Annotated in this window: 15 protein-coding genes; 6 read left to right on the plus strand and 9 right to left on the minus strand. The window is 35.6% G+C overall.

What is annotated here, in order from left to right:
- Position 1: 1 nt before the first annotated feature.
- The 5 genes from ACRD62_RS17595 to ACRD62_RS17615 form a co-directional block, all read right to left on the minus strand.
- Complete coding sequence (locus tag ACRD62_RS17595; RefSeq protein ID WP_430821421.1) at positions 2-883, minus strand: PASTA domain-containing protein; 882 nt, start codon at positions 881-883, stop codon at positions 2-4.
- 192 nt (positions 884-1,075) lie between these two features.
- The gene (gene rpmH, locus ACRD62_RS17600) at positions 1,076-1,234 is read right to left on the minus strand and encodes a 50S ribosomal protein L34 (protein WP_321408830.1); all 159 of its coding nucleotides are present in this window, start codon (positions 1,232-1,234) and stop codon (positions 1,076-1,078) included.
- 131 nt (positions 1,235-1,365) lie between these two features.
- On the minus strand, positions 1,366-1,986 hold the full coding sequence (gene rsmG, locus ACRD62_RS17605) for a 16S rRNA (guanine(527)-N(7))-methyltransferase RsmG (protein WP_430821422.1): 621 nt from the start codon (positions 1,984-1,986) through the stop codon (positions 1,366-1,368).
- 16 nt (positions 1,987-2,002) lie between these two features.
- Positions 2,003-2,611 carry an RNA polymerase sigma factor gene (locus tag ACRD62_RS17610; RefSeq protein WP_321408835.1) on the minus strand — a complete coding sequence of 203 codons (609 nt, stop codon included), beginning with the start codon at positions 2,609-2,611 and terminating at the stop codon, positions 2,003-2,005.
- Entirely contained in the window at positions 2,602-3,720 is a 1,119-nt protein-coding gene (locus tag ACRD62_RS17615; protein WP_489672250.1) for a glycosyltransferase, read from the minus strand. The genes ACRD62_RS17610 and ACRD62_RS17615 overlap by 10 nt, the downstream gene beginning before the upstream one ends.
- A gap of 210 nt (positions 3,721-3,930) precedes the next feature.
- Here ACRD62_RS17615 and tgt point away from each other — a divergent pair, with 210 nt between their 5' ends.
- The 4 genes from tgt to ACRD62_RS17635 all read left to right on the plus strand — a co-directional run bounded on the left by tgt (position 3,931) and on the right by ACRD62_RS17635 (position 8,296).
- Positions 3,931-5,061 carry a tRNA guanosine(34) transglycosylase Tgt gene (gene tgt / locus ACRD62_RS17620; protein WP_430821424.1) on the plus strand — a complete coding sequence of 377 codons (1,131 nt, stop codon included), beginning with the start codon at positions 3,931-3,933 and terminating at the stop codon, positions 5,059-5,061.
- 104 nt (positions 5,062-5,165) lie between these two features.
- The gene (locus ACRD62_RS17625; RefSeq protein ID WP_430821425.1) at positions 5,166-6,248 is read left to right on the plus strand and encodes an LptF/LptG family permease; all 1,083 of its coding nucleotides are present in this window, start codon (positions 5,166-5,168) and stop codon (positions 6,246-6,248) included.
- A gap of 165 nt (positions 6,249-6,413) precedes the next feature.
- Positions 6,414-7,958: an acyl-CoA carboxylase subunit beta gene (locus ACRD62_RS17630; protein ID WP_430821427.1), complete on the plus strand. Its 1,545-nt coding sequence runs from the start codon at positions 6,414-6,416 to the stop codon at positions 7,956-7,958.
- A gap of 11 nt (positions 7,959-7,969) precedes the next feature.
- Positions 7,970-8,296, plus strand: coding sequence for a biotin/lipoyl-containing protein (locus ACRD62_RS17635; RefSeq protein ID WP_430821428.1), 327 nt, complete (start codon positions 7,970-7,972; stop codon positions 8,294-8,296).
- A 63-nt stretch (positions 8,297-8,359) separates the two neighbouring features.
- On the opposite strand, the gene ispE is transcribed toward ACRD62_RS17635, so the two are convergent.
- The gene (gene ispE, locus ACRD62_RS17640; protein ID WP_430821429.1) at positions 8,360-9,178 is read right to left on the minus strand and encodes a 4-(cytidine 5'-diphospho)-2-C-methyl-D-erythritol kinase; all 819 of its coding nucleotides are present in this window, start codon (positions 9,176-9,178) and stop codon (positions 8,360-8,362) included.
- Between the two features lie 187 nt (positions 9,179-9,365).
- On the opposite strand from ispE, the gene dnaB reads away from it, so the two are divergent.
- Both dnaB and ACRD62_RS17650 read left to right on the plus strand, forming a co-directional pair.
- A complete protein-coding gene (gene dnaB / locus ACRD62_RS17645; RefSeq protein WP_430821430.1) occupies positions 9,366-10,901 on the plus strand; it encodes a replicative DNA helicase in 1,536 nt (511 codons plus the stop codon).
- 114 nt (positions 10,902-11,015) lie between these two features.
- The gene (locus ACRD62_RS17650; RefSeq protein ID WP_430821431.1) at positions 11,016-11,876 is read left to right on the plus strand and encodes an SDR family NAD(P)-dependent oxidoreductase; all 861 of its coding nucleotides are present in this window, start codon (positions 11,016-11,018) and stop codon (positions 11,874-11,876) included.
- Positions 11,877-11,908: 32 nt separating this feature from the next.
- Here the strand turns inward: ACRD62_RS17650 and rlmD are convergent, their stop codons facing one another.
- The 3 genes from rlmD to ACRD62_RS17665 form a co-directional block, all read right to left on the minus strand.
- On the minus strand, positions 11,909-13,318 hold the full coding sequence (rlmD, locus tag ACRD62_RS17655; protein ID WP_430821432.1) for a 23S rRNA (uracil(1939)-C(5))-methyltransferase RlmD: 1,410 nt from the start codon (positions 13,316-13,318) through the stop codon (positions 11,909-11,911).
- A gap of 174 nt (positions 13,319-13,492) precedes the next feature.
- Positions 13,493-13,684: a hypothetical protein gene (locus ACRD62_RS17660; protein ID WP_430821433.1), complete on the minus strand. Its 192-nt coding sequence runs from the start codon at positions 13,682-13,684 to the stop codon at positions 13,493-13,495.
- Positions 13,685-13,703: 19 nt separating this feature from the next.
- The coding region (locus ACRD62_RS17665) for a DUF8693 domain-containing protein (protein WP_430821435.1) at positions 13,704-15,770 on the minus strand (2,067 nt) is incomplete at its 5' end.

Raw genomic sequence — 15,770 nt, forward strand, 5'->3', positions numbered from 1 at the left:
TCTAAAACTCCTCAATGTTATCACCTGCAGGTTTTTCAATAACAGGTGGATCAATTTTAATACTTTCAATTAAAAGACTATCGGTTGATAAAGTATCAGGTAAGATTTTTGATGAATCTGTACTCAGCCACACATCAATAGAAGATCCCAATGGAATACGTGATCCGTCTTCTGATATTGGTTTTTGTTTCCAAATGAATGCAAACAGCGAATCGTCGGGTGTTACCACTGTACTATCGAAAATGGTTGAGCCTAAATTTAGCGAAACAGAAACCAATAAATGGCGGGCTTCGTCGGCTGCCAAGCCTGTCAGATCAGGAATGTTTGTTTTTTTATCACTCAAGCCTTGTCCAAGCAAAAGGTCAATTACAGATCCCTTTTCAATTGAGGTTCCGGGTTCAATCGGTTTTCCTTTATAATGTTGCCCCAACACTTCGTTGGTATACTCACTTGGTATATAAATTAGTTCACCGGTTTTAAGTCCATATGATTCTAGAATAGCTTTAGCGCTTCGCAATGAATAACTGGTTAAGTTAGGAACCTGAACTTTTTCTGCTGAGTAGGCATTAATAGTAAAGTGGATGGTTCTGTTCTTTTTAACTTCAGTGCCGGCTTTAGGCAATTGTTCAACAACTGCTCCCGGCGTAAATCCTGTGATGTGAACAGAATCGATTATGTTAAATCGAAAATCTTTCTCTTCCAGTAATTGCTCAAATTGTTCCTGGGTAAGTCCTGTGCAATCAGGCACTGGTTGTGTTACGCCGTGATGTGTATAAATATTAAGGCTAATAAATGTACCAATCAGCAAAAGGGCTATTACACCAATTGCAATACCAAGGTTTTTAAGAAATACTTTGCTGATAAGAAATTTTAGAAATGGCATTTATTCACTGGTTTTTATTGAACATCCACAGCCTTTGGTGTGAAAGGATGTGTTTATTATCGGTAACCGATGTTCAAAAGTAATACAAAAAATGTAATCAAACGTTGTGTAAACCAAAGGGCATAAAAAAAGTAAAGAATCCAAAACAGGATTCTTTACTTTTAAATATTTTGAAGTATGCTTTCAGCTCAATTAAGCTTTGTGTCTTCTCTCGCTGGAAACAGTTAATTTCTTTCTTCCTTTAGCTCTTCTTGAAGCTAATACTTTACGACCATTAGCTGTTGCCATTCTCTCACGGAATCCGTGCTTGTTACGTCTCTTTCTGTTAGAGGGTTGAAATGTCCTTTTCATCGTTTTGTATTTTTATCTATACGACTTTATGCCTTTATCTTCGTTTTTCGGACTGCAAAAATAATTGAATTTTTTATCTTCCAAAAGAAAATCAGGAATTTTATCTCAATGATTTAACTCTTTTTTTAGAATTACATCGAAAGATGAATGATTTTCTTGGTTTCAAAAAATTCTTCTTCAAAATAATTACTTAAGGGAGTTACCGAAACCCGTTTTTTAAATTCATTTAACTCCTGATCGAAATCACCTCCTTTAAGATAGATAATTCCATTGGTAATTGCATTTTTATTATTAGGTAATATTTTGTTTCTACAGAGATTTACAAATGCTGGAAAAGCTGTTACAGCCCGGCTAATGATGAAATCATATTGATCTGGATGATTCTCAACACGCACTTGTTGGGCATTTACATTTTTTAATCCCAATTCTTCAGCAACCGCAGCAACAACCTTAATCTTTTTTCCTATTGAATCAATCAGTTGAAACTGGCATTCGGGAAACATAATAGCTAAAGGAATTCCCGGGAAACCTCCACCTGTTCCTACATCTAAAATACGGGTGCCATCGGTGAATTGAATAAACTGTGCAATTGCTAATGAGTGTAATACGTGCCTTTCGTAAAAGTGATCCATGTCTTTACGGGAAATAACATTGATCTTAGTATTCCATTCTTCATAAATTTTACCCAATAACCCTATCTTTTCCCTCTTTTCTTTATCTAAAAGAGGAAAGTACTTATCTATCAACTCCATTATTTTCTGAATGGTATTAGCCTAATTTAATATCCGAATTTTTTAAGGTGTTAAACAGTAATTCACGAGCTCTGAAAAGTTGTGCTTTAACTGTTCCAAGTGGTAAATCAAGCTCTTCTGCAATTTCTTCGTACGAAAACTCTTTGAAATACCTTAATTCAATTAAGATGCGATAACGAGGTTTAAGTTTTTTCACAACCGTACGCATCAGAACCTTTTTCTGTTCTTTAATAAGATTTTCTTCCGGGTCAGGAGTTTCATCTTTTAAATGAATAGGTTGGTCGTTTTCTTTGTCCTCGGTTATTCCACCATCAATTGAAACCAGATTATTTCTCTTTTTTCTAAGAAAATCAATGCAATTATTGGATGCAATTTTAAACAGCCAGGTACTAAAGGCGTAATTTGGTGAGTACTGATGAATATTTTTAAAGGCTTTACCAAATGCTTCAATGGTCAGGTCTTCGGCATCACTTTTATTATTGACCATTTTTAAAAGCATGAAATAGATGGCATCTCTATATCGTCCCATCAACTCAGCAAAAGCTTTTTGATTGCCTTTTACTGCGCTATCTACCAATTCTAAATCATATTTTGCCTTGTCCGATAGATTAGGATTTATTTCCATTTCTTCTTGTTTGCACTAAAAATGTTTTGAAGCCACACACTTCCTATAATTAATGGGATAACCGCATCAAATAACAAACTTGAGATAAATAGTTTTTCCTCACTTAATGCCTTGCCAGCCTTAGCCAGAACTATATATTGAACAATAATTCTTGACAAAATTAACCCCAGACTGACAGGTACAAAAATATGAAAAAAAAGTGAACAAATACCTAGCACCCAAAATATTTGCCTGCTTAAAGGCTCAAGGGTAAGCCACCATTTGATTTTAAATTTATAGTGTTTTGATGTGGTTAAATGTCTTGATTTTCGTGTTATCCATTCGCCAAAATCAGCTGGCGGTACTGAGATTGTTTGACTGTAGCGCGATATAGCAACCGATGTGTTACTTTCGGTAGCACACTCTTTTATAAATAAATCGTCATCACCCGATGCAATATTTAAATATTGTCTGAAAACATTTGATTTCTGAAAGAGAGACTTTTTATAGGCCAGATTTCTTCCAACTGCCATAAATGGTTTTTTGCGAAGAGCAAATCCCATGTATTGTGCGGTATTGAAAAATGTTTCGTAGCGAAGGAAAAGGTTGAAGAGTGACTTTTTCTTTTCAAACCGTCCATATCCAATTACAATCTCTTTTGAATCGGTAAACTCACTACTTAACTCCTTCAGCCATTGATCTGATTCAGGGTAGCAATCTGCATCCGTAAATACCAGATGTTCATTTTTAGCAGCTTTTACACCTAAAGTCAGGGCTAGTTTCTTGCCTTGATAAAACTGTTTGTTCTCTGGTATGGTTGTATAATAAAGGTTTTTATAGTCTTTCTTTAATTCTGCCAAAATCATATCAGAATCATCGCTGGAAGCATCATTAACCACTACAACTTCAAATTCAGGGTAATCCTGTTTAAGAATTAGAGGAAGAAATTGTTTTAGATTGCGGGCTTCATTTTTTGCACAAATGATTACTGAAAGTGCAGGTTTATGAGAAGAAGTAACAGATGGTTTTACAAATGCCACTTTTAACATAAACCATAGATAATAAAATATCTGTATTACCCAACTTAAGCCAAGCAAGCTTATAAAAATAATCTCAAAATTTATATTCACCGTCCTGTATTGTTTCTTCAAATTTGCAATAATTTTTTACAATCTTCGACGCAAGAGATTTATTTTTTAGCCGAAATATTTAAATGATTATAAAAAATGCCTGTTTATCAACTAGTCTCTTGTTGAGTTTCGTATATTTGCAGCCCTTTTTTGAATAAAGTAGTAACTTGAGAAATGATTTCAGGTTATTTGTTTGTAAAATAGTAAGATATGAAATTTGAGTTGCAGCATACTGATCCAAAATCCAGTGCAAGAGCCGGTAAAATAACGACAGATCATGGTGAGATAGAAACACCTATTTTTATGCCTGTTGGAACAGTTGGTTCGGTTAAAGGCGTTCATTTTCGTGATTTACATGAGGATGTTCAGGCTCAGATAATCCTGGGTAATACCTATCATTTGTATCTGCGTCCAGGGTTGGATGTTTTACGTGCTGCAGGAGGACTACATAAATTTAATGGTTGGAATAAACCAATTTTAACTGATAGTGGAGGCTATCAGGTGTTTTCGTTGAGCGACAACCGAAAACTAACAGAAGAAGGAGCTGTGTTCAGGTCGCATCTGGATGGATCGAAACATTTATTTACTCCTGAAAATGTTGTAGATATTCAACGTACTATTGGCGCAGATATTATTATGGCTTTAGATGAATGTCCTCCTGGAGATTCAGATTATAAATATGCCAAGCAATCAATGGAGTTGACTCATCGTTGGTTAAAAAGAGGTATTGATCGTTTCGATTCTACAGAACCTTACTATGGACATTCACAAACTTTTTTCCCAATTGTACAGGGTGCAGGCCATCGTGATCTGAGGACTCAATCTGCCGAATTTATTGCCGAACAAAATCGTGAAGGTAATGCCATTGGAGGATTGGCAGTAGGTGAGCCAACTGAGGTGATGTACGAAATGGTAGAGCTGGTAAATGGTATTCTGCCCAAAGATAAACCCAGGTATTTAATGGGAGTAGGTACGCCTGCCAATCTTCTGGAAAATATTGCTTTAGGTGTAGATATGTTTGACTGTGTCATGCCAACACGAAATGGCCGTAATGGTATGTTATTTACATCGGAAGGAATACTGAACATGAGAAACGAGAAGTGGAAAGATGATTTTTCACCAGTTGATCCAAACGGAACTTCATTCGTTGATCATCACTATACCAAAGCTTATTTGCGCCATTTATATGTTTCGAAAGAAATGCTGGCCGCTCAAATTGGAAGTATGCATAATCTTACCTTTTATTTATGGTTGGTTAAAGAGGCCCGAAAGCATATAATTGCAGGTGATTTTGCAAGTTGGAAAGAAATAATGGTGAAAAAGGTAACAACCCGATTGTAAATTCACATTTGGTCAGAGGCTTGTTTTTTAACTTTTTATTACACATTTTTTTTGTTCTTTTGTATTAGGCTCAATAGAGGCGTTGTTAAACTAAAACCGACGTTTTGAAGAAACTGGATCTATATATTCTCAAAAAATTTCTTGGGACTTTCTTTTTTGCAATTTTATTGATTATTAGTATTTCAGTTGTATTTGATATCACTGAAAAGGTTGATGATTTTATTGATAAAAGTCCATCGTTACATGCAATAGTATTTGATTACTATAAAAACTTCATTCCATATTTTGCCAACTTATTTACACCTCTTTTTGTATTTATAGCTGTAATCTTTTTTACATCAAAGATGGCTTATCAGACTGAGATAATTGCCATATTGTCAAGTGGTGTGAGTTTTAGGCGAATGATGTTTCCTTATTTTATGGGGGCAGCTATCATTGCTATTTTTTCGTTCATATTAGGTGGATATATTATTCCTCCTGCCAATAGAACAAGGTTAAAATTTGAGGCAACTTATATTAAAGATAAGAAGGAAGTTGGGTTGAGTAATATTCATATGCAGATTGAACCTGGTTTATTCGTTTTCTTAGGTAAATATTATTCGTATCAGGAGAAAGGAGATTATTTTAATCTGGAGAAATACGATCAGAAAAAGTTATTGTCCAAGCTGTCAGCACGAACTGTAAAGTTTGATACTGCTACTGGTAAATGGCACTTAAGTCAGTATATGATTCGTGAATTTAAAAACGATATAGAGCAGGTCATTTCTAAAGGCAGAGAGTTGGATACTTTAATTCCGAATATGAAACCGGCAGATTTCAAAGAAGAAAGAAAGTATTTTGAGATGATGACCAATCCTGAACTAAATAGTTATATTGAAGAACAAACCGCCCGTGGAGTAGGAAACCTGGAAGAGTTTTATATTGAAAAGTATAGAAGAATAGCTTCACCTTTTAGTGCATTTATACTTACCCTTATTGGTGTTTCATTGGCTTCCCGAAAAGTCAGGGGAGGAATGGGATTGCACATCGGGGTTGGCATTGGTTTAAGTTTTTCGTATATTTTGTTCATGACTATTTCAACCACCTTTGCCATTAACGGTAATATGAACCCCTTATTAGCCGTTTGGATACCTAATATTCTGTTTGCTATGATCGGAATATACCTCTATTACAGAGCACCAAAATAGTTGGTGTTAAGTTGATTAATGAAGATATGTAACATTCGGAATATGTTTAAATGAATGTTTTCCTTTTGTTAAAAAAATAAAATTAGTAATTATGCACCCTGAAAAATTATTGATCAGGGTAATGTTTGTCTTGGTTAATAGTAGGTTAAATCAAATTATTGGATTATGTCATTGAAAAAACACATCCTTGACCTTCGTAAAAGAAAGGAACAAGTTCAAAAGGGTGGTGGCGACAAAGCCATTGAAAAACAGGTGGCGAGAGGAAAACAAACTGCTCGTAACCGAATTTTGGCACTTTTGGATAGAGATTCTTTCACCGAGTACGATCTTTTTGTAGAACATGAAGCTCGTGACTTTGGTATGGACAAAAAACAGCTTCATGGAGATGGAGTAATTATTGGAACAGGTACTATTTATGGTGCTCCAATCTGTATTTATGCCCAGGATTTTACCGTAGAAGGAGGTTCTTTAGGATTAATGCATGCCCGTAAGATTACGAAAATTATGGATCACGCTCTGAAAATGCGTGTGCCTTGTGTTGGTATCAACGATTCAGGTGGTGCCCGTATTCAGGAAGGTGTGAATGCTTTGGCTGGTTATGGTGAAATTTTCTATCGTAATACCCTGTCTTCAGGTGTGATTCCTCAGATTTCTGTTATATTAGGCCCTTGTGCCGGAGGTGCTGTTTATTCACCAGCATTGACCGACTTTGTATTTGTTGTTGATAACATTTCGAAAATGTTTATCACCGGACCAAGTGTAATAGAATCTGTTTTGGGTGAGAAAATCTCAATGGAAGATTTGGGAGGAGCTCGTGTACATGCTGAAACAACAGGTAATGCGCATTTCTTCTCAAATAGTGAAGATGAGTGCTTTGAGCAAATTAAGAAGCTTATCACTTTTATTCCTTGGAGTAATACTAAGAGAGCGAAAACATTCCCTCCAAAACCACCTAAGTTTACAGGTAATATCGAAGATCTTATTCCAGCTGATCCACGTCAGCCTTATGATGTTCGTGATGTTATTAAAGCGATTGTTGATGACTCAGACTTCTTTGAAATTCAGGAGCTTTGGGCTGCCAATATAGTAATTGGTTTCGGTCGTTTGAATGGTGAAACAGTAGGTTTTGTTGCTAACCAACCATTGGTATTAGCTGGTGTATTGGATTGCGATAGCTCAGATAAAGCTGCTCGTTTTATCCGTTACTGTGATGCATTTAATATTCCAATTGTGACCTTGGAAGATATGCCAGGATACTTGCCAGGTGTTGACCAGGAGCATGCCGGTGTGATTCGTCATGGTGCTAAAGTTCTTTATGCTTATTCTGAAGCTACTGTACCTAAGGTAACAGTTATCTTAAGAAAAGCATATGGTGGTGGTTACATCGCGATGAATTCACGTCACTTGGGTGCTGACTTTATGTTTGCATGGCCAACAGCTGAGATTGCTGTAATGGGACCAGAAGGTGCTGCTAATATTATCTTTAGAAAAGAGATTGAAGAAGCGGAAGATAAAGATGTAATGCGAGCTAAGAAAGTGGAAGAGTACAAGGAGAAATTTGCGAATCCATTTGTTGCTGCAGCTAAAGGTTACATTGACTCTGTAATTGAGCCAAGCGAAACACGTGACTTGCTGCTTCATGCTATTGAAGTTTCAGCACATAAAGACGATCACCGTCCAGCTAAAAAACACGGAATTCCACCATTTTAACAGGAGGTTTTATGGCAAAACAAAAAATAGAAGGATTGGTCGATTTTGCTATACTTAGTATGAAGTATAAGACAAAATTAACCAAGAAATTCGAAAACCGTATTGTTTACGAAGATCCAAATCCAAATAACATTTTGTCCTACATACCCGGAACAGTTAATGAAGTGTTTGTGAAAGTGGGTCAGGAAGTTAAAGAAGGAGAATCATTAATGATTCTTGAAGCAATGAAAATGAGAAATCAGATTGCCATGCCTTTTGATGGAAAGGTGAAAGCCATTCATGTAAAGGAAGGTGACAGGATACCAAAGAATCATCTCATGATTGAGATTGAAGAATAAGAAAAAAGCTGCCTTGTGCAGCTTTTTTTATATCGATTTTTAAACTGATAATTCTATACTGAATTATTTCAGTTTTCCTTTCCAAACAAAATAAGATGGATCTACCAAGAATGTTGGCTCCTCTTTGAATAATCCAAAAACACTCGATCCACTACCAGACATTGCAGCGTAGACAGCTCCTTTTGAATATAGTAGGTTCTTTATTTCTTCAATTTCCGGATGTTTTTCGAATACACTTTTTTCAAAATCGTTTTTTATAACTGTTTTCCACTCTTCTATTGGAAGCAGAATGTCTTTATGTAACGAACGTGTTGGTTTGTCAGGTATAACACCGGCATATGCTTCAGGCGTGCTAACATGTATAGGAGGCTTAATCAAATAAAGAAAATACTTATTTAGATTTATTTGAATTGGATTAAGTATTTCGCCAATACCTGTTGCGAAGGCTTCTTTGTTATCGATGAAAAAAGGAACATCCGCACCCAGACCTGAAGCTTTGGTTTTAAGTTCCTCTTTGCTTAGTCCTAAATCAAACATTGAGTTCAGCATATTAAGCATAAATGCAGCATCAGAAGATCCACCTCCCAACCCGGCTCCAAAAGGTATTGCCTTATGCAAATGAATCTCAATGGGTGGTATATGATAATCTTTTTTAATCAGATTCAGAGCTTTTACACAAATATTACTTCCAGCGGCAGCATCTACTTTTATTCCTGAATTAAAGAGTTCATATTCAGTTTCTAAATTCTTATTGATAATTATCTCCAAAGCATCACATAAGGGGATTGGATAAAAAACTGTTTCGAGATTGTGGTACCCATCCGATCGTTTTTCAACCACGTTAAGACCGATATTTATTTTAGCATTCGGGAATTGAATCATCTGTATTGTTTTTGGCAAAATAAATGAATTCTGAAACAATATCATTATTTTTAAATAGTTTCGAATTTATTTGTTTGGGAATGAAGTGATATCATTTTTAATCCAATATAGTTGGTGATATGCTTTAAGTTTCTCGGATGTGATTAGTATATTTGTTCCCCGCTTTTTAATTCTCTAAAAATAATTAATGGCTAAACAACAGTTTAATAAGAATGCATTGATGAACAGTGAGCTCGGTAAATTACCTCCTCAGGTACTTGATTTAGAGGAAGCTGTTTTAGGAGCTCTTATGCTTGAGAAAGATGCCTTTGTGCAAATTTCGGAGCTTTTAAAGCCAGAGCATTTCTATAAAGAAGCTCATCAATTCATTTATCAGGCCATTATGAATTTGGAGGCTCACGAGCAACCTGTTGATATGTTAACAGTTACTCAGGAATTAAAACGTCTGGGCAAACTTGAAGAAGTTGGTGGTGCATTTTATGTGTCCCAACTAACGAGTAAGGTAGCGTCAGCAGCTCATATTGAGTTTCATGCTCGTATCATCTGGCAAAAGTTTCTTCAACGTCAGATGATACAAATTTCAAGCGATTTGCAAACCAAAGCATACGATGACGCTATTGATGTAAATGATTTGTTGGAAGAGGCTGAAAGTACCTTCTTTATGCTTTCTCAGGGTAGTATGAAGCGCGAAGCGGTTCAGATCAACCCTGTTATACAGGAAGCCATTGACCGTATTAAAGTGGCCGCTTCAAGAGGAGATGGATTAAGTGGGGTTGCCTCAGGATTCACAGCTCTCGATAGAATTACTTCCGGATGGCAGGGCTCAGCTTTGATTATTATTGCCGCTCGTCCTGCAATGGGTAAAACTGCTTTTGTATTATCCATGACACGTCAGATGGCATTAAATCATAAAATTCCGGTAGCTATTTTTTCACTGGAGATGTCAAACGTGGAATTGGTTAACCGTTTGGTAGTTTCTGAAACAGAATTATCGGCTGATAAAATTAAGAAGGGTAATTTGGCACCATATGAATGGGAACAACTTGATCATAAAATTCAGAATTTAATTGATGCACCTATTTATGTTGATGATACTGCGGGTTTATCCGTTTTTGAGTTGAGGGCAAAATGTCGCAGACTAAAAAAGCAGCACAATATTCAGTGTATCATCATTGACTACCTTCAGTTGATGAATGCCAGTGGGATGAGTCCCGGTAACCGTCAGGAAGAGGTAAGTATCATTTCAAGATCTTTAAAAGGGTTGGCCAAAGAACTCGATGTACCTGTTATTGCACTATCACAGTTGAATCGTGGTGTGGAATCACGTGCAGGTAATGAAGGTAAGCGACCTCAGTTATCCGATCTTCGTGAATCGGGTGCGATTGAGCAGGATGCAGATATGGTGTGTTTTATTCATCGACCCGAATATTATCGTATCACTGAGGATGAACAAGGTAACTCACTGATTGGTATGGCTGAAATTATTATTGCTAAGCATCGTGCCGGACCTACTGCTGATGTTCGCCTTCGCTTTAGATCAGAGTTGGCAAGATTTCAGGATGTGGAAGAGGATATATTTAATGATGAAGGTTTTGGACAGCAACCAGCCGCGCATAGCTTGCCTTCAAAAATGAATGCAGAAATGGATGATGGAGGAGGAGCTACTCATTTACCAGACTTCCCGGATATGAGTGCTGGCTTCGACAAAGATATGCCATTTTAATAAATTATTAGCTAAGCAGCTTTTCATCTTTTTAGTTGTCTTTAGTTTGGTTGTGCATAATCAATGAAAAATTATATTTTCATTGATAAGAATTTTATTCTTAGACCCCAAATTATGAAAGAAAACAGACCTATAGCTGTAATTACCGGACCAACAAGCGGTATTGGTGAAGCTTTTACCTACAAATTGGCAGATGAAGGTTACGATTTAGTTTTGGTTGCAAGGCATGAAGCTAAACTGAAAAAGCTTGCTGAGTCAGTTGAAAACAAATATGGAGTTGCTGTCCGAAAGATTGTAGCAGACTTATCCTTAAACAAAGATATTGAGAGGGTAGAGAAAGAACTTACCTTGTTAGACAGAATCGATTTACTTATTAATAATGCGGGCTTTGGTGTTGGTGGTTATTTTATTGAAGTACCATTGAGTAAGCAGATGGATATGCTAAATGTTCATCTTCATAGTACTATTAGATTTAGTCGAGCTGTAATACCAGTTATGGCAAACCAAAAAGTAAAAGGGAATATTATTAATGTAGCTTCCTTTTCAGTTTTTATTGATGTGCCTGGCAGTGTTATGTATAGTACTACAAAATCAGCAGTTGTACATTTTTCGAAGACTTTACAATATGAGGTGAAGGATTATAATATTAAAATTCAGGCACTTTGTCCGGTTTTTACGCCTACTTCCTTTCATAAATCTATAAATCGGGATTTAGAATTTATGAAGAATATACCAGATTTCTTTTGGACACCAAAGGAAGATGTTGTCTTAAGTTCGTTAAAAGCCCTTAACTCTTCAAAAGTCATTTGTATTCCAGGTAACTTCAATCGTATCATATACTGGTTTAATAAGCAACCATTATTTTCTCAATTAATTCATAAAATAACATTGAAATTAAACGGTAGAACGAAAATGCCTGATTTAAAAAATAAAGTGAAAAAAAGGAAGGTTAATGAACTCGTAGAAGTAGATTGAAATATAAAAAGGCGCCATTAGCGCCTTTTGTTTTATCTTCTTTCAAGTAAAACAACATTCTCAACATGATGAGTATGTGGGAACATATCTACCGGTTGTATTTTTGTAACCTTATATCGCATGTCAAGCATATTGATATCTCTTGCCTGTGTGGCCGAATTACAGCTAACGTAAACAATCCGATCGGGTGCTGAATTTAAGATGGTTTGCACAACATCAGCGTGCATCCCGGCTCTGGGAGGATCAACTATCATCACATCAGGATGACCATTTTTAGTCAAAAAATCATAATTCAAAACATCTTTCATATCACCGGCAAAAAAGCTGGTGTTCTCGATGTTATTGATTTTCGAATTCTCTATTGCATCTTCAATGGCCTCTGGAACATATTCAACTCCAACAACTTTTTTAGCCTGTCTGGCTACAAAATTGGCAATGGTTCCTGTTCCGGTGTATAAGTCATATACTACTTCATTGTTTTTAATGTCAGCAAATTCGCGCGTAACCTTATACAATTCATATGCCTGTTCTGAATTGGTTTGATAAAATGATTTAGGACCAATCTTAAATTTAAGTCCTTCCATTTCTTCAAATATATGATCGCGACCATAAAACAATTCAATTTGTTGATCTGTGATCGTATCGTTTGCCTTTGAATTGATCACATACTGCAACGAGGTGATTTGTGGAAAGGTTTCTTTGAGGTGTTCCAATAATTTCAATCGGTTTTCTTTATCCTCGTGAAACAGAGTAAGAATAACCATTATCTCTCCGGTTGAGGATGTTCTGATAATTAATGTCCTCAGGAATCCTTCCTGTTTCTTAAGATCAAAAAAAGTAAGGTTGTTTTCAAATGCAAACTTTTTAATCTCCAAACGAATTTGGTTGGAAGGATCTGACTGTAGGTGACATTTGTTAACGTCAATTACCTTATCAAACATGTTTGGGATATGAAAGCCAACACCATTGCGCTGTAGGTTCTCATCACCCGAACTCATTTCCTCTGCTGATAACCAACGATTATTAGAAAAAGTAAATTCCAGTTTATTTCGATAAAAATCAGTTTTTGCCGATGCTTTAATAGGCATTGATACCGGCAACTCAACTTTGCCAATTCGTTGCAGGTTGTTTAAAACTTCCCGCTCCTTATATTTTAACTGGTGCTCATAGGGTAAAGCCTGCCATTTGCAACCTCCACAAACACCAAAATGTTCACAGATTGGTTCTGTTCTTATTTCACTGTACTTATGAAAATGAACAGGATAGCCTTCGTAGTAATTTTTACGTTTTTTAGTTACCTGCACATCAACTATATCGCCTGGAATAGCTTTCTGTACAAAAACCACGCGGTCTTCAATTCGGCATAATGCTTTTCCTTCGGCTGCTACATCGGTTATTTCAACCTGTTTTAGCAATGGTTTATTTTTTCTTGATCTTCCCACAATGTCAATTATTTTCGGGCGCAAAAGTAATTAAAAATGAGATAAAATTCGTTAAGGTTATTAATTTCTGATTCAATAATCAATCATGGTTTAAATACGATTGTACATGTTATTGGCATAATCAAAAGTAAAAAAGAGTAGAAAAAGGAAACCCCGCATTTTGCGGGGTTTTTATTATTGTTCCTCGAAAGGATTGGATTCAAAACTGTTTTGTTCAAGTTGTTGATCTGTTTGAGCAGCTTGCCCTCTACCTGGACCTCCTGGAGCAGTATTGTTATCAGTCATCATAACCAAGGAAATTTCATTGTCAATTTCGAAAGTTACCATTTCAGGTTTGCAATATGTCCTTTTACTTTTTCTTTTCATAATAACAGTTCAAAGATAGTTATTTTATTAAAAGTTTTTGAGAAAAGACTTTTTCTTTAGAAATTATTTTAACAATGATCAATCCACTGTTTGAAACTGTTATTTTATTTGTTGTATTAGAATATAGAGTATTATTTAATATTATTTTACCAGTAGGATCATAAATTTCAAGGCTTGGATCAATTAAATCTGGAAGTTCTATATAAATGTTTTTATGGTCGTTATAAATATTGATTTGTTCATCATTCGATTGTGAAATTGACGTTGCAGTGTTATTAAAGTGTATTACAAATCGATTTTCATAAGTTCCTTTTTCTGTGAAAAAACTGTAAGTATCGCCACTTAATAGGACTGTTTCAGACGAGTTCACTTTATCTTCCAATACTATTTCTGCATTCTCAATATTATTGAATTTCACTATATCAATACTGTAAGTGCCAGCGGATGGAGCATAGTATCCAAGATCAATTGATTGATTTTTTAGTTGCTCTGGAATGGTGTTGATTGCTATAGGTTTATCATTTAACAGAGAATATAGTTCCAGTATGGATTGGTTATAATCCATAAACTTTTTATCTGAAATGTAATTACCAGATCCAATTGTTGCATTCGGATTAAATGCAATAAGTGTTTCATCCTTAATTCCATCCTTATTTACCCCTGCCAGTTTTAATGAAGGAACTTGTGTTTTAGATGATTTTAAATAGGTGTAATTATAGCTTCTTTGAGCTGATTTTGGAATTATTACACTTCCCTGAGTTTGAGCCTCATTAACTTGAACCCAAACTGCGTGCATGCTTGGCAGAATAGTTGGGTAATCTGAATTTAAATTAACATCACCTGATTCATTTATTATACCTAGTAATCCAGTGTCGTTCAATCTAAATTGAAAGTGATAATTCATATTATCACTGATGTCGAGAGAATTTAAATCAATTGCACATGGGTAAGGATTACCAAGAAGATTCCATCCATAGTTGTTATATGGAGAAGTTTCTCTATAGCAATTAAAAATGTATGATTCGTTAGTGTTAACTGTGCCTGAGAAAATTAATTCTGTGCCGGATGTACTCCAAACAACATATCCTTCTCCGGGATTATAGGGATCTGTAACACCCATCTGAACCCATTTGGTATTAGGTACAAATTTAAAAGACTGTCCATTTACCCCAACGTTCTCAGGTGTTGCACTTGTAACAGGACTTGAGATATAATAATCAAATGGTTCAGAACTTATGGTTTGATGTATTTTAACTTCTGCAGATGATGTATTTAAAGTTCCATTATTAAATAATATGCCATTACCAACAGTTTGATTGTTAGAAGAATTAAGCTCTAATAAGTTATTTACTGTCAAACTTCCAATGCTAGTGATCTCAAGAGATGCCCCTTCTTCAATAATAACTGAATTAAATGTTGCATCAATATCAATAGTAGGCATTAAACTGGCAGACTGTTGTATAATAGCACTGAAATTGCCAAGAGGAAGTGCTGAATTCCAATTGCCATCATCTGTTATATCAGTAGAGATTGCACCTGTCCAATATCTGAATCTGTCAGTTGTAAAATTCGAAACTGTAGATGTAACTTGTTCTATATTACCCGTAATGCTCTCAATGGCTGCGATATCTATCGTATAACTTGTGAAAGAAAGAAGATTGTCATTTGGTGTAATGATTATTTGATCTTTATTTGTGTTTATCTTAGCCGAATATGGTACGCTTAATCCACCTTGAGTAAAAGTGATAATATCTGCTAGGTTTGAATCATTCAATTCAGTTCCATCTAATTTCTGAACAGGTAAGTCAAAGTCAACAATGATTGGATCTGTAATATTTACCTGAGTTGCTCCATTTGTAGGGGTAATGGTTGAAACTGGGGCAGATATAACAGCGGTAAATCTCCATTGATTCACATCACTGATACCTTGGAAAGGTACACTGGTCGCTTGAGATACAATAAACCCTGGATCAATTGTAATATAATATATGGCACCTTCAACGAAATCGTTATGATTAACGTAAAGAGTCGTGCCTGAAGTTGTAGCATTTGCGTTACTTGTAGCAAAAGAAGCAAATTCAGTTCC

Source organism: Carboxylicivirga caseinilyticus (assembly GCF_050589785.1).
Classification (GTDB): Bacteria; Bacteroidota; Bacteroidia; order Bacteroidales; family Marinilabiliaceae; genus Carboxylicivirga; species Carboxylicivirga caseinilyticus.

Bases quoted from the DNA above. Each gene is read 5' to 3' on its own strand.
- ACRD62_RS17610 (WP_321408835.1), bottom strand. From the start codon at position 2,611: ATGGAAATAAATCCTAATCTATCGGACAAGGCAAAATATGATTTAGAA.
- ACRD62_RS17635 (WP_430821428.1), top strand. From the start codon at position 7,970: ATGGCAAAACAAAAAATAGAAGGATTGGTCGATTTTGCTATACTTAGT.
- rsmG (WP_430821422.1), bottom strand. From the start codon at position 1,986: ATGGAGTTGATAGATAAGTACTTTCCTCTTTTAGATAAAGAAAAGAGG.
- ispE (WP_430821429.1), bottom strand. From the start codon at position 9,178: ATGATTCAATTCCCGAATGCTAAAATAAATATCGGTCTTAACGTGGTT.
- rpmH (WP_321408830.1), bottom strand. From the start codon at position 1,234: ATGAAAAGGACATTTCAACCCTCTAACAGAAAGAGACGTAACAAGCAC.
- tgt (WP_430821424.1), top strand. From the start codon at position 3,931: ATGAAATTTGAGTTGCAGCATACTGATCCAAAATCCAGTGCAAGAGCC.
- ACRD62_RS17630 (WP_430821427.1), top strand. From the start codon at position 6,414: ATGTCATTGAAAAAACACATCCTTGACCTTCGTAAAAGAAAGGAACAA.
- dnaB (WP_430821430.1), top strand. From the start codon at position 9,366: ATGGCTAAACAACAGTTTAATAAGAATGCATTGATGAACAGTGAGCTC.
- ACRD62_RS17650 (WP_430821431.1), top strand. From the start codon at position 11,016: ATGAAAGAAAACAGACCTATAGCTGTAATTACCGGACCAACAAGCGGT.
- ACRD62_RS17595 (WP_430821421.1), bottom strand. From the start codon at position 883: ATGCCATTTCTAAAATTTCTTATCAGCAAAGTATTTCTTAAAAACCTT.
- ACRD62_RS17660 (WP_430821433.1), bottom strand. From the start codon at position 13,684: ATGAAAAGAAAAAGTAAAAGGACATATTGCAAACCTGAAATGGTAACT.